This is a genomic window from Methylovorus glucosotrophus, assembly GCF_009858335.1.
Lineage (GTDB): Bacteria > Pseudomonadota > Gammaproteobacteria > Burkholderiales > Methylophilaceae > Methylovorus > Methylovorus glucosotrophus.
The window spans coordinates 823,544-844,565 of sequence record NZ_VMSE01000001.1; the positions used below are offsets into that span (position 1 = coordinate 823,544).

25 protein-coding genes are annotated in these 21,022 nt (G+C 53.0%); 12 read left to right on the forward strand and 13 right to left on the reverse strand.

Annotation, left to right across the window (positions count from 1 at the left end):
* Positions 1 to 57: 57 nt before the first annotated feature.
* The 6 genes from FNL37_RS03865 to FNL37_RS03890 form a co-directional block, all read right to left on the reverse strand.
* Complete coding sequence (locus FNL37_RS03865) at positions 58 to 273, reverse strand: TOBE domain-containing protein (RefSeq protein ID WP_013442876.1); 216 nt, start codon at positions 271 to 273, stop codon at positions 58 to 60.
* Between the two features lie 55 nt (positions 274 to 328).
* Positions 329 to 670 (reverse strand): DUF2325 domain-containing protein, encoded by a 342-nt coding sequence (locus FNL37_RS03870; RefSeq protein WP_013442875.1) that lies wholly within the window; start codon positions 668 to 670, stop codon positions 329 to 331.
* A gap of 68 nt (positions 671 to 738) precedes the next feature.
* Positions 739 to 1,749 carry a sulfate ABC transporter substrate-binding protein gene (locus FNL37_RS03875; protein ID WP_013442874.1) on the reverse strand — a complete coding sequence of 337 codons (1,011 nt, stop codon included), beginning with the start codon at positions 1,747 to 1,749 and terminating at the stop codon, positions 739 to 741.
* 30 nt (positions 1,750 to 1,779) lie between these two features.
* Positions 1,780 to 3,213, reverse strand: coding sequence for an OprO/OprP family phosphate-selective porin (locus tag FNL37_RS03880; protein WP_159355196.1), 1,434 nt, complete (start codon positions 3,211 to 3,213; stop codon positions 1,780 to 1,782).
* A gap of 60 nt (positions 3,214 to 3,273) precedes the next feature.
* Positions 3,274 to 3,474 (reverse strand): YezD family protein, encoded by a 201-nt coding sequence (locus FNL37_RS03885; RefSeq protein WP_013442872.1) that lies wholly within the window; start codon positions 3,472 to 3,474, stop codon positions 3,274 to 3,276.
* A 172-nt stretch (positions 3,475 to 3,646) separates the two neighbouring features.
* Complete coding sequence (locus FNL37_RS03890) at positions 3,647 to 4,198, reverse strand: cob(I)yrinic acid a,c-diamide adenosyltransferase (protein WP_159355197.1); 552 nt, start codon at positions 4,196 to 4,198, stop codon at positions 3,647 to 3,649.
* Positions 4,199 to 4,311: 113 nt separating this feature from the next.
* Here FNL37_RS03890 and murI point away from each other — a divergent pair, with 113 nt between their 5' ends.
* Positions 4,312 to 5,133: a glutamate racemase gene (gene murI, locus FNL37_RS03895; protein ID WP_159356150.1), complete on the forward strand. Its 822-nt coding sequence runs from the start codon at positions 4,312 to 4,314 to the stop codon at positions 5,131 to 5,133.
* 18 nt (positions 5,134 to 5,151) lie between these two features.
* On the opposite strand, the gene FNL37_RS03900 is transcribed toward murI, so the two are convergent.
* Positions 5,152 to 5,346: a zinc-finger domain-containing protein gene (locus tag FNL37_RS03900; protein WP_159355198.1), complete on the reverse strand. Its 195-nt coding sequence runs from the start codon at positions 5,344 to 5,346 to the stop codon at positions 5,152 to 5,154.
* A gap of 18 nt (positions 5,347 to 5,364) precedes the next feature.
* Complete coding sequence (locus tag FNL37_RS03905; protein WP_013442868.1) at positions 5,365 to 6,285, reverse strand: branched-chain amino acid transaminase; 921 nt, start codon at positions 6,283 to 6,285, stop codon at positions 5,365 to 5,367.
* Between the two features lie 249 nt (positions 6,286 to 6,534).
* On the opposite strand from FNL37_RS03905, the gene FNL37_RS03910 reads away from it, so the two are divergent.
* The 11 genes from FNL37_RS03910 to FNL37_RS03960 all read left to right on the forward strand — a co-directional run bounded on the left by FNL37_RS03910 (position 6,535) and on the right by FNL37_RS03960 (position 17,175).
* Entirely contained in the window at positions 6,535 to 7,224 is a 690-nt protein-coding gene (locus FNL37_RS03910; protein WP_159355199.1) for an OmpW/AlkL family protein, read from the forward strand.
* A 234-nt stretch (positions 7,225 to 7,458) separates the two neighbouring features.
* Positions 7,459 to 8,922, forward strand: a complete 1,464-nt coding sequence (gene ccoN, locus FNL37_RS03915) for a cytochrome-c oxidase, cbb3-type subunit I (protein ID WP_013442866.1) — start codon at positions 7,459 to 7,461, stop codon at positions 8,920 to 8,922.
* 27 nt (positions 8,923 to 8,949) lie between these two features.
* Positions 8,950 to 9,684 carry a cytochrome-c oxidase, cbb3-type subunit II gene (ccoO, locus tag FNL37_RS03920; protein ID WP_013442865.1) on the forward strand — a complete coding sequence of 245 codons (735 nt, stop codon included), beginning with the start codon at positions 8,950 to 8,952 and terminating at the stop codon, positions 9,682 to 9,684.
* 21 nt (positions 9,685 to 9,705) lie between these two features.
* Positions 9,706 to 9,867: a cbb3-type cytochrome c oxidase subunit 3 gene (locus FNL37_RS03925; protein WP_015830719.1), complete on the forward strand. Its 162-nt coding sequence runs from the start codon at positions 9,706 to 9,708 to the stop codon at positions 9,865 to 9,867.
* Positions 9,868 to 9,885: 18 nt separating this feature from the next.
* A complete protein-coding gene (gene ccoP, locus FNL37_RS03930) occupies positions 9,886 to 10,824 on the forward strand; it encodes a cytochrome-c oxidase, cbb3-type subunit III (RefSeq protein ID WP_013442863.1) in 939 nt (312 codons plus the stop codon).
* Between the two features lie 113 nt (positions 10,825 to 10,937).
* A complete protein-coding gene (gene ccoG / locus FNL37_RS03935; protein ID WP_041362313.1) occupies positions 10,938 to 12,362 on the forward strand; it encodes a cytochrome c oxidase accessory protein CcoG in 1,425 nt (474 codons plus the stop codon).
* A gap of 8 nt (positions 12,363 to 12,370) precedes the next feature.
* The gene (locus FNL37_RS03940) at positions 12,371 to 13,171 is read left to right on the forward strand and encodes a FixH family protein (RefSeq protein WP_244948194.1); all 801 of its coding nucleotides are present in this window, start codon (positions 12,371 to 12,373) and stop codon (positions 13,169 to 13,171) included.
* Between the two features lie 9 nt (positions 13,172 to 13,180).
* Positions 13,181 to 15,589 (forward strand): heavy metal translocating P-type ATPase, encoded by a 2,409-nt coding sequence (locus FNL37_RS03945; protein ID WP_159355200.1) that lies wholly within the window; start codon positions 13,181 to 13,183, stop codon positions 15,587 to 15,589.
* A 226-nt stretch (positions 15,590 to 15,815) separates the two neighbouring features.
* Complete coding sequence (gene bfr / locus FNL37_RS03950; RefSeq protein ID WP_159355201.1) at positions 15,816 to 16,301, forward strand: bacterioferritin; 486 nt, start codon at positions 15,816 to 15,818, stop codon at positions 16,299 to 16,301.
* Positions 16,302 to 16,318: 17 nt separating this feature from the next.
* Positions 16,319 to 16,795, forward strand: coding sequence for a bacterioferritin (gene bfr, locus FNL37_RS03955; RefSeq protein ID WP_013442858.1), 477 nt, complete (start codon positions 16,319 to 16,321; stop codon positions 16,793 to 16,795).
* Positions 16,796 to 16,953: 158 nt separating this feature from the next.
* Positions 16,954 to 17,175, forward strand: coding sequence for a (2Fe-2S)-binding protein (locus tag FNL37_RS03960; protein WP_159355202.1), 222 nt, complete (start codon positions 16,954 to 16,956; stop codon positions 17,173 to 17,175).
* 107 nt (positions 17,176 to 17,282) lie between these two features.
* Here FNL37_RS03960 and FNL37_RS03965 read toward each other — a convergent pair whose 3' ends face one another.
* The 5 genes from FNL37_RS03965 to gmhB form a co-directional block, all read right to left on the reverse strand.
* Complete coding sequence (locus tag FNL37_RS03965; protein WP_159356152.1) at positions 17,283 to 18,470, reverse strand: globin domain-containing protein; 1,188 nt, start codon at positions 18,468 to 18,470, stop codon at positions 17,283 to 17,285.
* 81 nt (positions 18,471 to 18,551) lie between these two features.
* Positions 18,552 to 19,004 (reverse strand): Rrf2 family transcriptional regulator, encoded by a 453-nt coding sequence (locus tag FNL37_RS03970; RefSeq protein ID WP_211371938.1) that lies wholly within the window; start codon positions 19,002 to 19,004, stop codon positions 18,552 to 18,554.
* A 54-nt stretch (positions 19,005 to 19,058) separates the two neighbouring features.
* On the reverse strand, positions 19,059 to 19,769 hold the full coding sequence (locus FNL37_RS03975) for a M48 family metallopeptidase (RefSeq protein ID WP_159355204.1): 711 nt from the start codon (positions 19,767 to 19,769) through the stop codon (positions 19,059 to 19,061).
* Positions 19,762 to 20,478, reverse strand: coding sequence for a lysophospholipid acyltransferase family protein (locus FNL37_RS03980; protein WP_159355205.1), 717 nt, complete (start codon positions 20,476 to 20,478; stop codon positions 19,762 to 19,764). The genes FNL37_RS03975 and FNL37_RS03980 overlap by 8 nt, the downstream gene beginning before the upstream one ends.
* On the reverse strand, positions 20,479 to 21,021 hold the full coding sequence (gmhB, locus tag FNL37_RS03985) for a D-glycero-beta-D-manno-heptose 1,7-bisphosphate 7-phosphatase (protein WP_159355206.1): 543 nt from the start codon (positions 21,019 to 21,021) through the stop codon (positions 20,479 to 20,481).
* Position 21,022: the final 1 nt, after the last annotated feature.

Here is a 21,022-nt window from a genome sequence, read left to right on the forward strand (position 1 = left end):
AAAGCCGGTGGCGTATTGCCATCGGCTTTTTGTTTTGCTTAATTTAAACGCTGAGATTTATATCTTGGCGATGGAAACTTCGGTGGCCTTGATCAGCGCCAGCACTTCCGTTCCTACTTGCAGATTCAACTCGGTGACTGAACGGGTGGTAATCACCGACGTGACAATGCCGCCAGCCGTTTCTATATCCACTTCGGATAATACCGGTCCGGTGAGAATTTCAACAATGCGTCCCCGTAGCTGGTTGCGCACATTAATGGCTTTGATGGTCATGGGAGCCTCCTTTGCGGCAGTAAAAGACAGTTCGGGGGTGTTGCGCTGAGGGTGATCAGGCTGCGATGGCCCAGTGATGTTTGCCGGATGGACATTCGCCCTCCGACAGGTTGTCCAGATTCAGCTTTTCCAATCTGGCCTGCAGAGCAGCCGGACCATTAGGCGTGTAGACAATCCGCACACCACGTTTGGCTGCCGTCTGCTTGATTTTGTGGGTAAAGGTGTGGCTGATCCAGTTGGTGACTAGCACAATGAGTTCTGTGTTGTGTGGGATGGTTTTCTTGCCATCGCCGACTTTGCGCCCAGACCAATGGTCAATGCGGGTAATGCCGTGCTGGGCTAGCACTTGTTTAATGCCGTCTATCTGGTCGCCGCCTACTATCAATGCTGTACTCATGGTGAGAGTCTCCTGTTGAAAGGGGCCACCGAATTTTGTCCGGAAGGCCCCTGATGTTGGAAGTGTGTTTACTTCAGGTAAATCTGGTCAAACGTACCGCCGTCAGAAAAGTGCGTTTTCTGCGCTTTTTGCCAACCACCGAATTCACTATCCACCGTTACCAGATTCAGCTTGGGGAAGTTCTTTTCGTACTTCTTGGCTACGGATTCCAGGGTAGGGCGGTAGTAGTTCTTGGCCGCAATTTCCTGACCCTCTTCGGTATACAGGTATTGCAGGTAAGCTTCAGCTACGGCACGGGTACCACGCTTGTTGACCACTTTGTCGACCACGGTGACAGGCGGTTCAGCCAGGATGGACAGCGAAGGCACTACGATTTCGAACTTGTCCGGACCGAGTTCCTTTTGTGCCAGGAAGGCTTCGTTTTCCCAGGCCAGCAGAACATCGCCGATGCCACGTTCAACAAAGGTGGTGGTGGCACCACGTGCACCGGAATCCAGTACCGGCACGTTCTTCAGGATTTTGCCGATGAACTCGCGGGTCTTGGTTTCGTCGTTGTTAAACTTGCGCTGACCATAGGCCCATGCTGCCAGGTAGTTCCAGCGTGCGCCGCCAGAAGTCTTGGGGTTGGGGGTCACGACCGAGATGCCAGGGCGTGCAATGTCATCCCAATCCTTGATGTTTTTCGGATTACCCTTGCGCACCAGGAATACGATGGTGGAGGTGTAAGGCGAGCTGTTGTGTGGCAGGCGTTTTTGCCAATCCTTTGGGATCAGCTTGCCTTTCTCGTACAGCGCATCAATGTCATACGCCAGTGCCAGGGTAGCAACGTCAGCTTCCAGGCCATCGATGATGGCACGACCTTGTTTGCCAGAGCCGCCATGTGAAGCCTTGATGGTGACATTGTCGCCGGTCTTGGCTTTCCAGTATTTGGCAAATGCCGCGTTGAAGTCCTGATACAGTTCGCGGGTTGGGTCGTAAGACACATTCAGCAGGCTGACGTCGGCCGCCGACGCCGCCAGAGGCGCCGCCAGGGCAAGCGCTACTGCAGCGCTACGCAAATGTTGAATAATCGTTTTCATTGATATTTTCCTGTCTTTCAAGTTGTCTGGTTAAAACTGGAACTGCAAACGGCTGAACAGAATGCGCTCGTCGTCACGGTCGCGGATGTTGGCAAAGGTGCCAGCACCGCCGTCAAACTTGGTCTGCTCGTAGTTGGTTGCCAGGCGTACCCATTGGTTGAGGTACCAGTTCACACCAATACCCCAGGTTTTTGCTTCCTTGGCGCTGGTGGTCGGGTTGGCAAAACGTGCAGCCACGCCAGAAGCGGCTGTACCGAATGCGCTGCTGTCGATGCTGTTTTCCTGGTAGCGGGCCACCAGTTCCCATGCGCCCCAGCCATCCTTGCCGGTTTCAAATGGGTTCTTCGGCTTGACGCTCTTGAAGGAAGCATCTTCGCCGGTCAGTACCCACGAGGCTGCGATCTGCCAGGCATTATTCTTCAGGGTGTCATGCACAGTATTTGCGGCATTGCGAACTTCCTGGGAAGTGCGGGCGTATTCGGCAATCACACCGAATGGGCCGTAGTAGTAGTAAGCCTGTGGCGAAACGCGTACGCGACTACCATCACCCACGGTACCTGTGGTGTATGTGAAGAAGTTTAGCTGTTGCGAGGGGGTTCTGTAGTTTGGCAATGCACCTGTGGCAGAGTCGGTGTATGTCCCGGCAATACCGAAGCCCAGACCTTCCAGCACGCTATCGCTACCCTTGAATGGGGTAGTGAAAATGCGGGCGGTGTAATCTTTGTCATTGTCAGTGTCGATGCGTGTGTTTTCTTCGCCACCATCTACTGTGCCGTTGAAAACGCCTACTGCGTAGCTCACTTTGCTATCCAGTACATCGCCATAAATCGAGGCGCCCAGGCCGCGGTTAGGCAGGAAGTTGTTGCTGACATAACTGCGCTCGATGAACTTGATGTCGCCGCCGCCTTGCAAGCGCTCCAAGCCTACGAACGGCTTGAATTTACCAGCGCGGATTTTGAATGCTGGATCAAAGCGAGCATCGAAATAGGCATCAATGACGCGCGAGTTATTGCTGGATGGTGATGTTGCATTGTTATTCAATGTTTCACCAAACTCAGGGGTGAACCGGAAATCATATTTGCCAAACAAGGTGCCCTGGAATGTGGGGCGGATACGGCGAGCGGTAAAGCCGTCATCGGAATTTGCGGTATGATCAGGCTTGTCAAAGTGACGGTAATCCAGCTGAATCAAGCCCTTCAGGCTGTATTCAAACTGACCATCGGCAGACTTGATACCGAAACCCGTTGGGCCGGCTACGACGACGGGTGTTTCTTTCTTTTTAGCGGTTGCTTCTTCAGCAGCGATTTCATTTTTACGCTCCAGGACTTTGATCTTTTGATCAAGGTCCAGAATGGTTTGACGCAATGCTTCGATTTCTGGATCGGCAGCGAATGCACTGTGCGTGGCCAGTAAAAGCCCGCTAGCGAGCAGTGCGGAAGTGATCTTGTTGATTTTGAATTGCATGATGAGCCCCTGTAAATTTATTGCTTCCGGCGGTCCGGTCAGGTCATCGATATTTTTAAACTAGATTGCGGCCGCTGCGGTTGCAGTAGGCTTGGACTTTTGCTGTTCATTGCCGAAGCGGACTTTTTCGCGACGCTCGATTTGAGTGACGCGACCATCGTGTACCGTGATCTCTACAGCGCCAAAGCGCAATTGCTCCACGGCACGCAGGATTTCCTGTACGACCTCGGAAGAGAGTGAGGTATTGAACGGTTGGGACATGGCACGTTGCTCCAGCAATATGAATCGAATGCTGCGCACTTTACCAAGCTAATTTAATAATAAAAAATAATTTGTTTTTATAATTTTATAATTTAAAAGAATATTAAACTCAAAATAAAAGCCCAACAGATCTGTTGGGCTTGGCTCTTAATTTTAGTGCTTGATAGGGTATTTATTGGCGGCTGTCGTTCTGCCATAAAACATCAGCGACACCTTGCACCTTGTTGAGGTAGCGGCAGAGTACGAAAAGCAAGTCTGACAGCCGATTCAGATAGCTGCGCGCGATGGGGGTCACTTGTTCGGTACGGGAAAGTTCGACCACCTCGCGTTCAGCTCGGCGGCAGACCGTGCGCGCCAGGTGGCAATACGCGGCAGCGCGCGATCCCCCGGGAAGAATGAATTCCTTGAGTGGACTCAGATGCTCATTAAGCGCGTCCAGTGTGTGTTCCAGGTCATCTACACGCTCAGCCTTGACCATGCTGTGGCCAGGAATGCAGAGTTCGCCGCCCAGATCGAACAGGTCATGCTGGATGCGCGTCAGGTGCGAGGCGATGTCCGCGGGTAGTGACTCTGTCAGCAAGATGCCTATGATGGCATTCAGCTCATCTACTGTGCCCATGGCATTTACCCGAAGGCTGTCTTTGGCAATGCGTGAGCCATCGCCCAAGCCTGTATCGCCTTCATCGCCGGTACGTGTGTAGATTTTACTAAGTCGATTGCCCATGATGATCTCCTGAAGAAGGCTGAATTGTAGTACGCGGCTGAATGACTGTGTCACGCCTTTGCAAGTTCAGCTACACTGGCGCGATTCATTATTTTTTCACGACATATTTTACTGTGGTCGCTACCTTATCTTCCGCCGGCCATGATTCCCCGGTTGGTGTCTTTGATTCCGGCGTTGGCGGTTTGTCGGTGCTTGCCCATATTCGCCAGGCACTACCGCAGGAGTCGCTGATCTATGCTGCCGACTCCATGCATGCGCCTTATGGCAGCAAATCGCAGGCATTTATTATTGATCGTGCCATCCAGTTGTCGGACTTTCTCATTTCGCGTGGCGCCAAGGCCTTGGTGGTGGCATGCAATACGGCCACGGCTGCGGCCATCAGCGAGCTAAGAAGCCGTTATGCGATCCCGATTATTGGCATGGAGCCCGCGGTTAAGCCAGCTGCTGCTGCCACACGCTCGGGCGTGATCGGCGTGCTTGCGACCAGTGGTACGCTGCAGAGTGCGCAGTTTGCCGCCTTGCTTGAGAGCTACGGCCGTCAGGTGCGGGTGGAAACGCAGGCTTGCGTTGGCCTGGTAGAGTGTATTGAGCGTGGGGAATTGCAAACGGCTGCTACACGGCAATTACTGGAAAAGTATATCCAACCTTTGCTCGAGGCTGGTGCAGATACCCTGGTGCTTGGGTGTACGCATTATCCTTTTGTGCGACCGCTGATTGAAGAGCTTGCCGGGCCGGAGGTAGCCATTATCGATACCGGAGCGGCAGTCGCGCGGCACTTGAAACACCGTCTGCAAGAAGCAGACTTGCTCAAAGATGACTCTTACAAGATGCCTGGCGTAACGGAGTTCTGGAGTAACGCCGATGGGTTATCAGCGCAGTCGGTGACCAGCCTGTTGTGGGGTACACCCGTTGAAGTGATGCGCTTGCCAGCTTAAGCACTGGCCAATATTGTTTTAGTGATGTTGGGCGACAGCTTCGCCTGCTTTCAGCCTGTACTTGGTGCCGCAATAGGGGCACATGGCTTGACCGCTAGCGGTGATGTCAAGAAATACGCGGGGATGGGAACACCATAACGAGACTTCCTTGGTCGGGCAGTGCAGCGGCAGGTCGCTAGCTGTGACTTCAATCTCTTTTGCTTCGTATGCCATGATGTTCCCTTTGTTGCTTTAAACGATGGTGAGCCAGTCCATGTGCTTGGCGGATTTTCCGGTAACCACATCAAAATACATCTTCTGCAGCTGCTCGGTAACCGGGCCGCGTTTGCCCAAGCCGATGGCGCGATTATCCAGCTCGCGAATCGGCGTGACTTCAGCGGCGGTGCCAGTGAAGAACGCTTCGTCAGCGGAGTAGACTTCGTCGCGGGTAATGCGCTTCTCAATCACGGTGTAACCAAGCTCGGCAGCCAGTTGCACGATGGTGTCGCGGGTAATACCTTCCAGCGCACTGGTCAGATCTGGCGTGTAAATCTTGCCATTACGTACGATGAAAATATTCTCGCCGGAACCTTCGGCAACAAAACCATCCACGTCCAGTAGCAGGGCTTCATCATAGCCGTCAGCGGCGGCTTCCTGATGTGCCAGGATGGAGTTCATGTAGTTGCCATTTGCCTTGGCTTTGCACATGGTGATGTTCACGTGATGACGCGAGAAAGACGAGGTCTTGACGCGAATGCCACGCTCAAGAGCTTCTTCACCCATGTAGGCGCCCCATTTCCATGCGGCAACGATCAGGTGCGTAGACAGTGTCTTGGCCGAAATGCCCATGGCTTCAGCACCGTAAAATGCCATCGGGCGCATGTAGGCTGACTCAAGATTATTTTCGCGCACAGCGGCTTTTTGCGCTTCCACAACAGTCGCTTTGTCGAAAGGCATTTTCATGCCCAGAATATGCGCGGAACGAAACAGGCGATCCGTATGTTCTTTCAATCGGAAAATGGCCGTGCCTTTATCGGTTTTGTATGCGCGCACGCCTTCAAAAACCCCCATCCCATAATGCAATGTGTGGGTTAAAACATGCGTGGTTGCCTCACGCCATGGCACCATTTTGCCGTCATACCAAATTAGACCATCACGGTCAGCCATCGACATCTTCAGTTCTCCATCAATACTAAAGCTATTAAAAGCATCATTGTAATCGCAAGCCCTTGTATTTGAATAGCGGAAATCGGCGCTATGTAGCGGTGTAGTCAAAGATTGACTGGTCGGGAATGTGGTGTCTGCCGCTCGAACGGCTAAAGCCGAGCATTATGGTCAAGTATAAACCACTTTTAAAATATGGTTAATACGTGTAAAGTTTAATCCATGTTCTTTTTATGGTCATTTCAAGAGGGGATTATCATGCATAAAAAAATTCTGGTTTCTTTGCTGGCTTTACTGACACCCGTGGCTGCGATGGCCGAGGCGGGTGACTGGGTGGTACGCGCCCGTGCGGTGAATGTCAGCCCAAACGAAGATAGCAAGCTGGGCCGTACTGTAAACGGTATCGGCTTGGGCAATATCATGAGCCCAGGCGCCAAGCTCGAGGTGGATAGCAATACTATTCCTGAACTGGACATCTCTTACTACTTCACCAAGCATATCGCTGCCGAGCTGATTCTGGCACTGGGTACACGTCACGATGTGAGTGTTCATGGGGATTCTGCTGGCGTAATTGGCAACCAGAAGCTGGGCTCGGTTAACTTGTTGCCGCCAACTTTGACCGTGCAATGGCACTTCCGGCCTGATCAGACATTTGATCCTTATGTCGGTGCTGGCTTGAATTACACCGCCATGCTGGATCGCAATCTGCAGTTTTCTTCGGGTGCTACCGACGGCACCAAGATCAAGATTGATCGCGATAGCGTAGGAGCAGCGTTGCAGGCGGGTTTTGATATCAACCTGGAAGGTGGCTGGCTGATCAATGCCGATGTCAAATACCTCTGGATTGATACGGATGTGAAAATGCGCAACGGCAATCAATGGACCAAAATTGACAGTCTCGACATCAACCCATGGGTGGTCGGCATTGGCTTCGGCAAGAAGTTCTAATATAAAAAAACTTCACGCATGACATCAGCGGGGCGGGTGTTGCCTTTAAGTGACGCCCGTCACGATTTGCAAAAGCCTGACGCAAGGGGCCCTTTGGGCAAATCTGCACAAGTCTGGAATATGAATGTGTGAAAACTCATGTAGTAAAAAGGGTTTTTATGTTGTTCTGTAAAGCTGTTACAGAATATAATCGCAACTCTTTACTTTAGCGGTTTTTGATCGGGAGACGTAGTAATGGCAACGGCGAGCGTCGCAACTTCTGGCGTCAATGTGAGTGCAGTGAGCGAACAATATAACTACGATGTTATTCGCAAATTCACCATCATGACGTTGGTATGGGGTGCGATAGGTATGTTTGTCGGGGTGTATATCGCCTCGGAACTGGCTTATCCCTTCCTCAATTTTGATATTCCTTACATTACCTTTGGTCGCTTGCGTCCTGTACACACAGGTGCTGTGATTTTCGGCTTTGGCGGTAGCGCGCTGTTTGCTACGTCTTACTATGTGGTTCAGCGTACCTGTCAGGCGCGCCTGTTCAGCGATGGCATGGCAAGCTTTACCTTCTGGGGCTGGCAAGCGATTATCGTCTGTGCTGCACTGGGTAACGTTCTGGGCTACAGCCAGGGCCGTGAATATGCGGAAATGGAATGGCCGATCGACTTGATGATTGAAGTTGTCTGGGTAACCTACCTGATCATCTTCGTTGGCACCCTGATGAAGCGCAAGCAACCTCATATCTACGTTGCCAACTGGTTCTACCTCGCATTCATCCTGGCAACTGCCTTGCTGCATACCTTTAACAACTTGGCCGTGCCTATCAGCCTGTTCTCCATGAAGTCCTACAGCCTGTTCTCTGGCGCGCAGGATGCCATGACACAGTGGTGGTATGGCCACAATGCCGTGGGCTTCTTCCTGACGGCTGCTTTCCTTGGCATGATGTACTACTTCGTGCCCAAGCAGGCCGGTCGCCCTGTTTACTCATACCGTCTGTCAGTGCTGCACTTCTGGGCGATCATCTTCCTGTACATGTGGGCCGGTGCGCACCACTTGCACTGGACGGCGATTCCTGACTGGACATCCACGCTGGCTGCCACGTTCTCCATCATGCTGTTGCTGCCATCCTGGGGCGGTATGATCAACGGTATCCTGACGCTGTCCGGTGCCTGGGACAAGCTGCGTACTGATCCTGTGATGCGATTCCTGATTGTGGCGCTGTCGTTCTACGGCATGTCCACCTTCGAAGGTCCGATGATGTCCCTGAAGGATGTAAACGCCCTGTCGCACTACACTGACTGGACCATCGGTCACGTGCACTCCGGTGCTCTGGGCTGGGTAGCCATGATTTCCTTCGGTTCGCTGTACCACCTGGCACCACGCCTGTGGAACACGCCTATGTATAGCCAAAAGCTGATCAACGTTCACTTCTGGCTGGCGACCATCGGTATCCTTCTGTACATCGTTGCCATGTGGATTTCCGGCATCATGCAAGGTCTGATGTGGCGTGCGTTTGATGATTTCGGCAACCTCCAGTATTCCTTCGTGGAATCTGTTGCGGCAGCCCATCCTTTCTATGTCATGCGTGCATTGGGTGGTGCGTTCTTCCTGAGCGGTATGTTGTTGATGTGCTACAACATGTACAAAACCATCCGCAAAGGCAGTACCGAGCAGCAGGTTGAGATCAGCCCAGTGGCTGCTTAATACGGAATAGAGGGTATTGGAGTCAAAATGAAACACGATAATATTGAGCGCAACCTAGGCATCCTGCTGGTACTGACTATGCTGGCTATCAGTGCTGGCGGCCTGGTTGAGATTGTTCCCCTGTTTTTTATCAAGGAAACGGTTGAGAAGGTAGAGGGTGTTCGTCCTTATAGTCCTCTTGAACTGCGTGGCCGCGATATCTATGTGCGTGAAGGTTGCTATTTGTGCCACTCGCAAATGATTCGCCCATTCCGCGATGAAGCGCTGCGTTATGGTCACTACTCGCTGGCTGCCGAGTCCAAGTACGATCACCCGTTCCAATGGGGTTCCAAGCGTACTGGTCCAGATCTGGCCCGCGTTGGTGGCAAATATTCGAATGACTGGCAAACCCAGCATTTGAATGCGCCTCGCTCGCTGGTGCCACAGTCGGTGATGCCTAACTATCCATGGCTGCTGAAGACCGATCTCGATTATTCCGATATCGAGTTGCGCATGAAAGCCTTGCGTACGACTGGCGTGCCTTACTCCCTCACTCAGGCCGAATACGACCGTAATGTGAAGGAGTTTGGTGAAGACGTTGCCAAGAGCCTGCATATTCCTGATGCTGAAAAGAATCTGGTAGCGCAGGCCCAGCTGGGTAACTACGACACGGATCCTGGCAAGTTGAGTGAAATGGATGCCCTGGTGTCTTACCTTCAGGTGCTGGGTACCATGGTCGACTTCAAGAAATACGACGACGATTACTTCGTTAAATTCCGTTAATAGACTGCAAGAGGCTTCATGATGGAATGGTTGATGTGGTTTACCAAGTTTGAGAATACCAAGCCGGTTTCATTGGTTATTTTCTTTGTCCTGTTCTGCGGGGTCATGGTCTACCTTTACGGTAGCCGTTCCCGCGGCGAGAAGCTGGAAAACTTCAAGAACATTCCTCTGCAAGACGATTAGATTTAATTAGGACGAATCATGAGTCAGGACAAAATCAAGACACCGACCACCACAGGACACGTGTGGGACGACGATCTTCAGGAGCTTACCAATCCATTGCCTAACTGGTGGGTATGGGGTTTCTACATTACGTTTGTATTCACCATTGTGTACTGGCTGTTTTACCCAGCCTGGCCGATTGGTCATACCTACACCAAGGGTATCCCTGGCTGGAACAGCATTACCTACACGGCTACAACAGTGGATGGCAAGGAAGTAGAGAAAACCACGCACTGGAACATGCGCTCCAAGTTCATGCATGAAATGAATGAACAGCAAGCCGAGCAAAAGAAATGGTTCGACAAGGTAGCGGGTGCTTCTTATGAAGATGTATCCAAGGATGCTGACCTGATGCAGTTCGTTAACTCGGCCGGTAAGACCCTGTTTTCGGACAACTGCGCACCATGTCACCAATCTGGTGGTCAGGGTAAAGTCGGCTTCTCGCCCAACCTGACCGATGACCACTGGCAATATGGTGGTACCTATGACCAGATTCACACCACGATTGTGGGTGGTCGTCGCGGTTATATGCCTCCTTTCAAGGAAGTCTTGAATGATCAGCAGATTACCCAGTTGGCCAATTATGTATTGAGCCTGTCTGGCGAACCGCATGATGAAACGGCTGCCGCTGCTGGTGCCAATATTTTCAAGGGCGACTCTGCTGCTTGTTACTACTGCCATGGTGCTGATGCCAAAGGCCGCATCGAGCTGGGTTCAGCCAACCTGACAGACAAGATCTGGTTATGGGCCGATGTGCCTGCAGCCAAGGATGCAGCAGCCAAGCTGGATGCCGTCAAGCATGTGATTTCGGGTGGTCTGGACCGTGGTGTGATGCCTAACTGGGATCACCGCCTGAAGCCTGAGCAGATCAAACTGTTGACCGTGTACGTGCACGATAGTCTGGGTGGCGGTAAGTAATACGTTTTACTCCAAGTACCATCTGAACGATGCAACTTAATCAAAGGCTCACGCCCTAATGTGGGCCTTTGTCGTTTTTTAGCGGTAATTTTCAAAGCGAGTCAGAAACAGCCATGGAAGCAAGCAAAGCTAGTCAATCTGCCCTTTACGCCAAGCACATTCCCATTTTCACGCGCTCGGTAAAAGGCAAATACCGCAACTTCAAGACCGCGGTCATGATCGTGGCGTATAGCGTTTACTTCCTGCTGCCGTGGATGCCCTGGGAGCGCGCCAGCTCCCCTAGTCAGGCCTTGCTGTTTGACCTGAGCACCCGCCGGTTTTTTATTTTTGACCTGATTGTTTACCCGCAGGATATCTTCTGGCTGGCGATGTTATTGTTCATCGCGGCTGCCTTGCTGTTTTTTGCCACTGGCCTGATAGGCCGTGCCTGGTGCGGTTACTTCTGTTTTCAGACCTTGTGGACTGATCTTTTCATCATGGTGGAAAAGGCCATTCAGGGGGAGCGTCCTGCGCGCTTGCGTTTATACAAGCAACCCTGGAATGCAGAAAAAATTCTCAAGATAGGCTCATCGCATTTCCTGATGCTGCTTATTTCCTTCTGGACGGCATTTACCTTTGCCGCTTACTTCAATTACGCTCCGGATTTTCTGGTCAACCTGTTTACGGGGCATGCCGCAGATGCCGCCTATATCACGGTAGCCGCCTTAACAGTGACTACCTATGTGGCTGCTGGCCTGTTACGTGAAAATATCTGTACGCTGGCTTGTCCGTATGCGCGTTTCCAGGGCGTAATGTATGAGCCAGATACCTTGGCGGTGAGTTACGACGCCAAACGTGGCGAAGGCTTGGCTGGGCGCACGCTGCCGATCGCGGGCTTGAAAACCCGCGAAGAGCGCCAGGCCAAAGGCCATGGCGATTGCATTGATTGTGGCTTCTGCGTGCAGGTTTGCCCCACAGGCATTGATATCCGTAATGGCTTGCAATACCAGTGTATTTCCTGCGGCCTGTGTATTGATGCCTGCAACAACATCATGGACTCGGTTGGCTATCCGCGAGGTCTGATTCGTTATGACTCCGAGAAAAACCTGGCAGATGCAACGCCACATGCTCCGCGTCTGGAGTGGAAGCGCCTGAAAGTCCTGGGCTATGCCGTTGCGATTGTAGTGATGACCGGGACGCTTTTTTACAATATCGGCACCCGTACCAATGTCGAAGTGTCTGTACAACAGGTACGGCAACCCATGTTCATCATGTTGTCGGATGGCAGTTTCCGTAACCGCTATCAGATTCATATCGTCAACAAGACCGAGCACGACGAGACATACAAGATCAGTGTCAGCGGAATACCGGCAGATGCGCTGGATATGGGGAATATTCCCCAAGTGCATGTGCGTGCGGGCAAGGATTTGACGGTGAACGCCAAGGTCAATCTTGAGCATGAGCTGGCCGAGCGGACTAAGACATTTAACTTTGTCGTTCAGCCGCAGACGGCCGGTGCTGAAACCATCACTCTTCCTACCAACTTCAACAGTAAGTGAGTTAATCCGTGAATTTGTTTGTCTTGCCGCAGGTGTCCATGACGGAAACCCTGTTTGGCGGGTTGCTACTGGCGGCCCTGTTGTTTTTTGTCAGTCGACGCCTGGGCTTGCCTAATTTCTGGGCGGGCATTCTGAGTGGTGCTTTGCCATTTTTGCTGTATCTGGCCTATAGCCAGCAGCACTGGACTGGCGGAGATGTGCTGGCAATCCACTTTGCGGTTTATCTGGCGAATGCGGGGCTACTGATGGTGTTCGGTGGCATGCAGCAGAAAAAGCAGAAGCTGCACTGGGCGCCGCGACTCATCATCGGGTTTTTTATTGGCCTGGTCGTGCTGAATGCCGTGTTGTTATCCATTTCCAGCCGTGGCTTGCCGGATAGCATCAGCAACCTGTTCTTGCCGCACCCGGCCAATGAAACAGTGCATACCGCCTTTCCTGGCCTCATTCCTCATGATCGCAACAAACTTTACGAGCCGCATCTTGCCAGACTTGAGCAGCAGCGTCATCTCGGCTGGAAAATTGGCATTGAGGGCTGGGATACCATGAGAAGCAAGACTCCCTCGACTATTACTCTCAAGCTTGATGATGCCCAAGGCGCTGGCATTGCCGGTGCGGAAGTGACGATGGGTTTGTGGCGTATGGCCAATAGCCGTGATGATCAGAAGTTTACCTTGTCCGAAGTGAGCCCCGGCGTTTATCAGACCACGATGACATTGAATGACTCTGGCCGATGGATACTGGATCTCTATATCCAGCATGGTGAAGATACCTACATCAAGCAGCAAACCCTTTACATCGATGGCGATTAAGCTGCGCGTATGACGGACGTGGTGGATTGCTATCATTGCGGCTTGCCCGTGATGACGGGCGAGCGTTATGCGCTTGATGTATTGGGCGCGCGCCGTCGCCTTTGTTGTCACGGTTGCCAGGCGGTGGCGAGTTCGATTGTCGAAAATGGACTGGAAGATTATTACCGTTATCGCACCGAACTTCCCAAAACTGCCGAAGAACTGGTTCCCGATGAGCTGCGCAAGCTCTCCCTGTATGATCATCCCGATGTGCAGAAAAGCTTTGTCCATGAGGCAGGTTCTTTAAAAGAAGCGGCTCTCATCATCGAGGGCATTACCTGCGCGGCCTGTATCTGGTTGAATGAGCGCCATCTGCAGCAATTGCCCGGTGTGCAAAGTGTCTCTTTCAACTACGCATCGCAGCGCGCCCGTATCAGCTGGGATGACAGCAAGATTCATCTGAGCGAAATCCTCGCCGAAATCCGCAAGCTGGGCTATCACGCCCATCCCTTCAGTGCCCAGCAGCAGGATGAAGTCCGCCAGCAGCAGAAAAAACGCGATTTTCGTCGCTTGGCAGTGGCCGGGCTGTCTGCCGGGCAGGTCATGATGATCGCCGTGGCCCTGTATGCCGGACCTGCACAGGGGCTGGAGCCTGCTACTGCCCAGATTCTGCGGTGGTTCAGCCTGCTGATGAGCGTGCCGGCCATGACCTATGCTGCGTGGCCATTCTATCGCGCTGCCTGGCGCAGTATTGCCAATCGCAGCCCAGGCATGGATGTACCGATTGTGCTGGGGCTGTTGACCGGGTTTGCTGGCAGCATATGGGCCACTTTGCAGGGGCATGGCGTAGTGTATTACGACACCCTGACCATGCTGATTTTCTTTCTGTTATCCACGCGCTATCTGGAACGAAATGCCCGGCTGAAATCCATAGAGGCAGCAGAAAATCTGCTCAGACTGGCGCCTGCCATGGCGACGCGTTTGCGCGGGCAGGAGCAGGAAATCGTGCCGGTGGTGGAACTGAAAACCGGAGACCATATACTGGCGCGTCCGGGAGAATCCGTGGCAGCCGATGGCGTGGTGATCGAGGGTGAAAGCAGTGCAGACGAATCTTTGCTGAGTGGCGAAAGCAAGCCGGTTCACAAAACGATGGGTCATACCGTTTACGCGGGCAGCATCAATTATGAGAGCCCGCTCGTCATTGAAGTGACCGGTGTGGGCGAGAACACCATGCTGGCAGGTATTTCCCGCTTGCTGGACCGCGCGCAAGCTGAAAAACCTAGGCTAGCGCATGTGGCCGATTGTGTTGCAGCCTACTTTACAACGGCGCTGCTGCTGGCGGTTATTCTGATTGCCTGGATCTGGTGGCGTATCGACCCAGAGCGCACGCTGGATATCGTGCTGGCGGTGTTGGTGGTGAGCTGCCCTTGCGCGCTTTCACTGGCGGCCCCCGCGGCATTTGCCGCTGCGGGTTCGCATCTGGTGAGTCGCGGGGTTTTGTTCACGCGTGGACATGCGCTGGAAACCCTGGCCCGGGCCACGCATTTTGTCTTCGATAAAACGGGCACGTTGACCATGGGCAAGCCCGTGCTGGTGCATACACAGTGTTATGCCGATATGGACGCGCAAACTTGCCTGCGCATCGCCGCCAGCCTGGAAAAAAGTTCTGAACACCCGCTGGCGCGCAGTTTTATTGAAGCGATTCAGGCGCAGCCCTTATTCACGGTGACTGACAATGCCAATATTCCCGGGCAGGGTGTGGTGGGTGAGATTGAGGGAGAGCGTTACAGCTTGGGTAATGTGCGCCTTAATCCTGCGGCGGCAGGCATACAACTGCCACTGGATGAATATCCAGCAGGGGCTTCGGTTGTCTGGCTGAGTGACAGTCGTCAATTGCTGGCCGCCTTTGTGCTGGCGGATCAGCCACGTCCTGAGGCGGATTTGCTGATACAGCGCCTGCTCAATCAACGCCTGCGGGTGTCGATATTCAGCGGGGATGCCAAGGCCTCGGTGGATTATTTTGCCGATGAAATGGGCGTGACAGACCGACGCGCTGAAATGTCGCCGCAAATGAAATTGCAGGCCCTGCAGGCATTGCAGGAGCAGGGCGAAGTGGTGGTCATGGTGGGCGATGGCATTAACGATGCGCCTGTGCTGGCCGGTGCGCAGGTTTCGATTGCCATGGGTAGCGGTACCCAAATGGCTAGAGCCAGCGGGGATATTGTGTTGCTGACAGAACACATGTCGGAAATTGAACATGCCTTACAAACCAGTCGGTTCGGCATACAGATCATTCGCCAGAATTTTGCCTGGGCCCTGGCCTACAACCTGGTCGCCTTGCCCTTTGCGGCCAGTGGGTTGCTGTCGCCATGGATGGCTGCGATTGGCATGTCCATCAGCTCGCTGATCGTGGTGATCAATGCCTTACGCCTTCGGTAGCTTTGTTCAGGATATGCTTGTTTTATCAGGCGCTTGTCCGGAATTCATCGCGACCCCATCCCTTGCCTGATCTTAGCAGGAATGATTGCTATTGGTGTTATTGTTACAAAATCCATTTATAAACAATAAGATAGTGAATTTTTCCGAGTGCTTTTTTAAGCTTTTTACGTTATCATCCACCCCAATGTTATGCTTTGCATGATGCAAATTTGGAATGGAGGCTGGTATGAAAGGTGATAAAAAAATAGTCGGGATACTGAATGACTTGCTCGCGGGCGAGTTGACTGCGGTCGATCAGTATCTGATTCATGGCGAGATGTATGCGGATTTTGGTTTGCAGCAACTGGCGGATAAAAGCTTGCATGAATCCGAGCATGAGCGCTCCCATGCGCGCGCCATCATTCAGCGCATCCTCTTTCTCGAAGGCAAGCCCAATCTCGAGAAGCGCGACCCGCTGAACATCGGCAAGTCTATTCCCGACATGCTCAAATCCGACCTGGCTCTTGAATACCATGTGGTGGGCTCGCTGAAAAAGGCGATGGCAGAGTGCGAAAAAGCACAGGATTATGTCACGCGCGACATGCTGCTGACCCAACTCGACGATACCGAAATGGACCATGCGTACTGGCTTGAACAGCAATTGCGCCTGATCAATCTGGTCGGTCTGGAAAACTACCTGCAAAGCCAGATGAAGACATCTGGTGCGGTTTGAGCGTGAAGGAGTAAAAGATGAAGGGTGACAAGAAAGTCGTTGAAATACTGAACAAGGTGCTCAAGAACGAGCTTACCTCCATCAATCAGTATTTCCTGCATGCTCGCATGTTTCGCAACTGGGGTCTGGAAAAGCTGAATGACTACCAGTACAAGCAGTCCATACGCGTAATGAAGGAAGCCGACAAGGTAATTGAGCGCGTGCTGTTTCTGGAAGGCCTGCCCAACTTGCAGAACCTCGGCAAATTGCTCATTGGCGAAGACGTGGTGGAATGCCTGAATGGTGACCTCAAGTACGAAAAGGACATTCAGCGCCCACTGCTGATTGAAGCGATCGCCCTGTGCGAAGAGGTGCAGGATTATGTCAGCCGCGATTTGCTGCAGGATCTGCTGGAGCACTGCGAGGAAGCGATTGACTGGCTGGAAACCCAGCAAACCCTGATTGCGGATGTGAGCTTGCCGAATTACCTGCAGGCGCATATCGAATCCGATTAATCCGGTCGATGTCGCAGAATAAAAAAACCGCAGCCCGTCTGCGGTTTTTTTATTGCTCAAATATGTCAGTTACTTGGAACTATATTGACACGCTTTGCTCTATGAATGATAATGGTTCTCAATTTATTTTAACTGATATATAGTCGGCCTAAAATTATATGTATGTATGTGTTTGTCGTGCGGTAACTGAGCGTCAAATTTTTCAAGCAGCCCGTGCCGGGGCAAAAAATCTCAAAGACTTGAAGCGCGAACTGGGCGTTGCTGCCGAGTGCGGCCGTTGTGCGAGCTGCGCCAAGGATTGCCTGCGCGAGGCACATCAAGAGGCCGCGACTGTCGCCAAGATCATTCCTTTGCATGCGCCGGGCTTGGGCTACGCTTAACCTAGCATATCGAGATCTCGTCTTTCGACTGATTACATTACCTTTTTCCATGCAAAACGCCAGCTTCAAGCTGGCGTTTTGCATTCGGCTTGTGAGCCTGTCAAAAATTAAAGCAGGTGCTCCAGTAACTCAGGTCCAAACACTTCCCTGTGCAGGCGTTCAGCGCTCACACCTGCATGCAGCAGATACTGGCGTTGCTGCTGCATAAATCCGGCCGGCCCGCACAAGTAAAACTCGCCATCCGTCAGAAACGGCTGCCACGCTGCAGTGGGGCGCATTTCATCGCCTGACGATATGGCATTCCCCGCCTGGTAAAAGCGCTCGACAATTAAACCGGGCAGTTTGCGTTTTGCAGCTTCCAGTTCGTCTTGCAGAATATGCTGTTCTGTACCGCGATTGCCATGACAGAACAATATCTGGCGCGTGCTGCCGAGGTCGCGCAAGGTATTCAGAATAGAGAGCATAGGGGTGATGCCTATACCTGCTGACAGCAATGCGATAGGCTTTGCGGAAGACAAATCCACCTGAAGGTCGCCAAAGGCTTTGCTGGCGTTAATGACATCACCTTCCTTGATATGCGTGTGCAGCCAGTTGGATACTGTACCCTCCGGTTTTCCAGTATGTTCGGTCTCGCGTTTTACGCTGATACGCCACCATGGCTGTTGCGGCGAATCCGACAGACTGTATTGGCGCAACTGACGCTTATCTTCATCCAATTGAGCTTCTACCGTGATGTATTGGCCAGGCAAGAATGCTCCGGGGCTCCTGCCATCTTCGGTTTGCAAGTAGTAAGACACGATGTCCGCACTTTCCTGTACGCGTCTCACCACCTTGAGTCTGGTGAGTGCACCTGCCTCCGCGCCACTCTGGGCATAGAGTTTCTTTTCCTCATCAATCAGCAGATTGGCCAGCAGCCAATACGCCTCTCCCCAGGCATCGATCAGGGCGGGAGTGGCGGCATCCCCCAGCACGGTTTTGATAGCGCCCAGTAGGTGTTCGCCAACAATAGGGTAATGGTCAGGCGTTAATCCCACCGCGGCGTGCTTGTGCACAATACGGCTCACAACGGGGGCAAGGGCATCGGCATTATCGATATTGGCGGCGTAGGCAAAGACGGCTGCGGCGAGCGATTGCTGCTGCGAGCCATTCGCCTGATTTCCCATATTGAACAGATTGGTCAACTCGGGATGCGCGGCAAACATGCTGCGATAAAACGTGGTGGTTATGGCAAGCCCATGCTCGCGAAGTATCGGTACGCTGGCGTCAATATAGGGTCTGGCGGTCGCTGAAAGCATCATCACTCCTTATGTTGTATTTAATATGAAACAATATGGCTATAAAAAAACCGGGATATCCCGGGGTACTGGTCCATGTACTTATGCCGTCATGGTTTGAAGGTGTTTCTGTTGCAGGCGTACGATAATTTCACTGGTATGTTTGGGGGTGACGTCCGCCAGTGTGTAGTTGTCCAGATGCCGGTAAAAGACATCCAGGCTTTCATCCAGCACCCCCTTCAGGCCGCAACTGCCGGCCAAAGGGCAGGCCGGTTGTGCACAATCCACCAGGGATTGTTTTCCTTCCAGGGTGCGCACTACCAATCCCAATGACAGGTTGGCGGGATCCATGCCCAGGCGCAAACCGCCCCCTGGGCCGCGCGTTGCCTGTATCCAGCCGGTCTTGTTGAGGAAAGTCACGACTTTGATAAGGTGGTTGCGCGGCACATTCAACTGCTGGGCCAGCTCGGTAATGGAAACCATGCGCGTATGCGTGCTCTGAGACACATACATGAGTGCCCGCAAGCCAAGATCGGTGAATTTAGTCAGTTGCATGAGCGGCATCATAATATTGTTGCTTTTAAATTGCAACAATTGAATGCGGAGATATTAATCGATGCGGTGCAGTTGCCGCGAAAGTTGCCGTAACTCAGCTTCGGCATCGCGGTAGCTGGGGTACAGTCGCCCGACAATCGCCCAGAAACGGGCAGAGTGGTTCATTTCCTTGAGATGCGCCAATTCATGCGCAATCACATACTGGATGATATGCGGCGGTGCTTGAATTAGCCGCCAGTTCAGCCGGATTTCACCTTTGGAATTGCAACTTCCCCAGCGACTGCGCGCGCTGGACAAGGCAATCGGCGGCATGGGCAGGCCCAGTTTCTGCACCAGCAATTCTGTACGGCGGGTGAAATCGACCAGTGCCTGCTGTTTATACCACTGAGTGACACGGCGCTTGATCATGCTGGTATCGCTGATGTCCGTGAGGCGGACGTCCATGCGGCTGCCATCGCAACTGATCGCACGATTGCGGCTATCTACGGCAAGGTAAAGCGGCAGGCTGTTGCCCAGCAGCCATAGCGTTTCGCCGTTTTGCCAGCTCAGGGCGGGGACTTTGGCGGCGGCCTGCTGCTGAACTTTTTGCTGTATCCAGTCACGTTTGCTGTAAAGCAGGGCTTCAAGTTCGCGCAGGCTGAGTCGCTGCGGAATAGAGACAACCAGGCCCTGCTCGCTGATACGGAGCCCGATGGAGCGCCGCTTGCTGCTGCGCTTCAGTTCATATGGCAAGCGAGTGCCATCCGCCAATGCAAGTTCAGGCATTGCTGGCAGGCAGCTCCGTCATGGCGGATTCTATCCAGGCTTCTACGCGCTGGTTCAACTCGTCAGGTTTCAAGCCTGCACTGGCAATGGCCGGGCCAATGTGAACAGTAATGGTGCCAGGCTTTTTTAGAAAGGAGTTCTTGGGCCACAGCGTGCCCGCATTGTGCGAAACAGGCACCACATTGCTTTGCGTATGCGTCGCCAGCCAGGCCCCGCCTATATGGTATTTGCCCTTGGTGCCCGGGGCCATGCGCGTGCCCTCGGGGAAAATCACTACCCAGAAGCCTTTTTTCAGCCTGTCCTTGCCCTGCGCTACCATTTGTTTGAGCGCTTCGCGACCGGCCGAGCGGTTGATGGCAATCGGCGACGTCATGGCAAGGCCCCAGCCGAAGAACGGAATCCACAACAGCTCGCGTTTCAGCACCCAGACCTGCGGGGGGAATATCTGCTGAAAGGCCAGCGTTTCCCACGCTGACTGGTGTTTGGCAAGAATGATACTGGGGGTAGTGGGGATGTTTTCCTGACCGATGATGCGATAACGGATGCCGCAAGTAACGCGCAGCCACCAGAGCATGCTGCGAGCCCAGCCCGAGATGATCTGATAGCGCCAGATGGGCGGAAATGGGAAAGTCAGGATGGCGATGAAGGCATAGATGGGCGTCAGCAGCCACATGCCCAGGGTATAAAGTAAGGAGCGCAGAACGAGCATTTATTTGTCTTCAGCGATGATGCGTTGAACCGCCTCGGCCAGGTCCGCGCAAATCCAGGTGTTTTCGGGCAGACCGCCAGCTTGCAATGTAGCTTCGCCCTTGCCAGTGCGGACCAGAATGGGCTGGCAGCCGCATGCCACACCAGCTTGCAGATCGCGCAGGGAGTCGCCTACGCATGCCACACCTTTTAGATCCATGCCAAAGCGACGGCCGATTTCCTCCAGCATGCCAGCTTTTGGCTTGCGGCAATCGCACTTGGCTTCCGCCGCATGCGGGCAATAAAACAAGGCATCAATGCGGCCGCCCAGCTGGCTGAGGCTGCGGTGCATTTTGTCGTGAATGGCATTGAGGGTGGCCATATCAAACAAGCCACGCCCAATGCCGGACTGGTTGGTGGCCAGTGCGACGCGGAATCCGCTCTGGTTCAGCAGCGCAATGGCTTCCAGGCTGCCCGCAATGGGTACCCACTCATTGGGGCTTTTGATGAAGTGCGGGGAGTCGTGATTGATGACACCATCGCGGTCCAGGATCACCAGCTTCATG

Excerpts from the sequence above, each read along its gene's own strand:
- FNL37_RS03875 (WP_013442874.1), bottom strand. The coding sequence starts at position 1,749 with ATGAAAACGATTATTCAACATTTGCGTAGCGCTGCAGTAGCGCTTGCC.
- FNL37_RS03945 (WP_159355200.1), top strand. The coding sequence starts at position 13,181 with ATGACGGACGTGGTGGATTGCTATCATTGCGGCTTGCCCGTGATGACG.
- ccoP (WP_013442863.1), top strand. The coding sequence starts at position 9,886 with ATGAGTCAGGACAAAATCAAGACACCGACCACCACAGGACACGTGTGG.
- FNL37_RS03910 (WP_159355199.1), top strand. The coding sequence starts at position 6,535 with ATGCATAAAAAAATTCTGGTTTCTTTGCTGGCTTTACTGACACCCGTG.
- ccoO (WP_013442865.1), top strand. The coding sequence starts at position 8,950 with ATGAAACACGATAATATTGAGCGCAACCTAGGCATCCTGCTGGTACTG.
- FNL37_RS03970 (WP_211371938.1), bottom strand. The coding sequence starts at position 19,004 with ATGCAACTGACTAAATTCACCGATCTTGGCTTGCGGGCACTCATGTAT.
- FNL37_RS03975 (WP_159355204.1), bottom strand. The coding sequence starts at position 19,769 with ATGCCTGAACTTGCATTGGCGGATGGCACTCGCTTGCCATATGAACTG.
- FNL37_RS03890 (WP_159355197.1), bottom strand. The coding sequence starts at position 4,198 with ATGGGCAATCGACTTAGTAAAATCTACACACGTACCGGCGATGAAGGC.
- ccoG (WP_041362313.1), top strand. The coding sequence starts at position 10,938 with ATGGAAGCAAGCAAAGCTAGTCAATCTGCCCTTTACGCCAAGCACATT.
- bfr (WP_013442858.1), top strand. The coding sequence starts at position 16,319 with ATGAAGGGTGACAAGAAAGTCGTTGAAATACTGAACAAGGTGCTCAAG.
- ccoN (WP_013442866.1), top strand. The coding sequence starts at position 7,459 with ATGGCAACGGCGAGCGTCGCAACTTCTGGCGTCAATGTGAGTGCAGTG.
- FNL37_RS03980 (WP_159355205.1), bottom strand. The coding sequence starts at position 20,478 with ATGCTCGTTCTGCGCTCCTTACTTTATACCCTGGGCATGTGGCTGCTG.
- bfr (WP_159355201.1), top strand. The coding sequence starts at position 15,816 with ATGAAAGGTGATAAAAAAATAGTCGGGATACTGAATGACTTGCTCGCG.
- FNL37_RS03885 (WP_013442872.1), bottom strand. The coding sequence starts at position 3,474 with ATGTCCCAACCGTTCAATACCTCACTCTCTTCCGAGGTCGTACAGGAA.
- FNL37_RS03960 (WP_159355202.1), top strand. The coding sequence starts at position 16,954 with ATGTATGTATGTGTTTGTCGTGCGGTAACTGAGCGTCAAATTTTTCAA.
- FNL37_RS03880 (WP_159355196.1), bottom strand. The coding sequence starts at position 3,213 with ATGCAATTCAAAATCAACAAGATCACTTCCGCACTGCTCGCTAGCGGG.
- FNL37_RS03965 (WP_159356152.1), bottom strand. The coding sequence starts at position 18,470 with ATGCTTTCAGCGACCGCCAGACCCTATATTGACGCCAGCGTACCGATA.
- FNL37_RS03870 (WP_013442875.1), bottom strand. The coding sequence starts at position 670 with ATGAGTACAGCATTGATAGTAGGCGGCGACCAGATAGACGGCATTAAA.
- gmhB (WP_159355206.1), bottom strand. The coding sequence starts at position 21,021 with ATGAAGCTGGTGATCCTGGACCGCGATGGTGTCATCAATCACGACTCC.
- FNL37_RS03905 (WP_013442868.1), bottom strand. The coding sequence starts at position 6,285 with ATGTCGATGGCTGACCGTGATGGTCTAATTTGGTATGACGGCAAAATG.
- FNL37_RS03865 (WP_013442876.1), bottom strand. The coding sequence starts at position 273 with ATGACCATCAAAGCCATTAATGTGCGCAACCAGCTACGGGGACGCATT.
- FNL37_RS03925 (WP_015830719.1), top strand. The coding sequence starts at position 9,706 with ATGGAATGGTTGATGTGGTTTACCAAGTTTGAGAATACCAAGCCGGTT.
- FNL37_RS03900 (WP_159355198.1), bottom strand. The coding sequence starts at position 5,346 with ATGGCATACGAAGCAAAAGAGATTGAAGTCACAGCTAGCGACCTGCCG.